Origin of the sequence: Acinetobacter sp. WCHA39 (assembly GCF_002165385.1) — a bacterium.
In the GTDB taxonomy this organism is placed as follows: domain Bacteria; phylum Pseudomonadota; class Gammaproteobacteria; order Pseudomonadales; family Moraxellaceae; genus Acinetobacter.
Genome location: NZ_NHRP01000086.1, coordinates 1 through 1,087 on the forward strand (window position 1 = coordinate 1; position 1,087 = coordinate 1,087).

1 protein-coding gene is annotated in these 1,087 nt (G+C 37.0%); it reads left to right on the plus strand.

Going from position 1 to position 1,087, the window contains the following annotated elements:
- Positions 1–111 precede the first annotated feature (111 nt).
- Positions 112–1,080: an IS30 family transposase gene (locus CDG56_RS16700; protein WP_012308653.1), complete on the plus strand. Its 969-nt coding sequence runs from the start codon at positions 112–114 to the stop codon at positions 1,078–1,080.
- Positions 1,081–1,087: the final 7 nt, after the last annotated feature.

The following is a 1,087-nucleotide window of genomic DNA, read 5'->3' on the forward strand; positions in this document are numbered from 1 at the left end:
GGCAGAGTAAAACTTGAAGTGCGACATAAACCACCTAATTAATTTAAAGGGTTTATGGAGTATATAAAATTGTCATACCATCATCTTAACTTTGAAGATCGTACTGCATTAATGCTTGAGTCAAGAAAAGAAGGCTTTTCAGCCAGAAAATTTGCTGAACTCATTAAAAGACATCCTAGTACGATCTATCGTGAGCTTAAAAGAAATAGCATCAATGACGTTTATCAAGCTCAATATGCTTCTGATAACACTTTTGCTAGACGTAGACGTGGTCACAGAAAACTCAAAATCGATTCAATCCTCTGGAAATTTATTGTTGAAGCGATCCGTTGTTTATGGTCTCCTCAGCAAATAGCAAAGCGTTTAAAGACATTTCCTGATTTGGATCAAACAATGAATGTAAGCCATACAACGATTTATTCAACGATACGAGCATTACCCAAGGGTGAGTTGAAAAAAGACTTATTATCCTGTCTACGTCATGAAAATAAAAAGCGAAAAGCTAACGGTGAACCTAAAAAAGATTCTATATTACAGGATATTAAAACTATTCATGAGCGCCCAGCCGAAGTTCAAGAAAGAAAAATACCGGGTCATTGGGAAGCTGATTTAATTAAAGGTAAAGACAATAAAAGTTCGATAGCAACACTTATTGAACGAAATACACGGCTCTGTATCTTGGCAACATTACCTGATGCAAAGGCAGAATCAGTGCGCAAGGCTTTAACTGAAGCTCTGAAATATTTACCTGCAGAACTGCGTAAAACGTTGACCTATGACCGTGGACGTGAGATGTCAGAACATAAAATACTCGAAGAAGATTTAGGCATAGATGTATATTTCTGTGACCCACATTCACCCTGGCAAAAAGGCACATGCGAAAATATGAATGGTTTAATTAGGCAATATTTACCTAAAGGGATTGATTTAAATCAGGCAGATCAGCATTATTTAAATCAAGTTGCCATGTCACTGAATACTCGTCCTAGAAAGGCGTTAGATTGGCTTACACCATTAGAGAAATTTGCTCAGCTTGTTGATTATCATATGGCTTTTGAAACTGTCGCACCTCATGTTTGAATTCGCC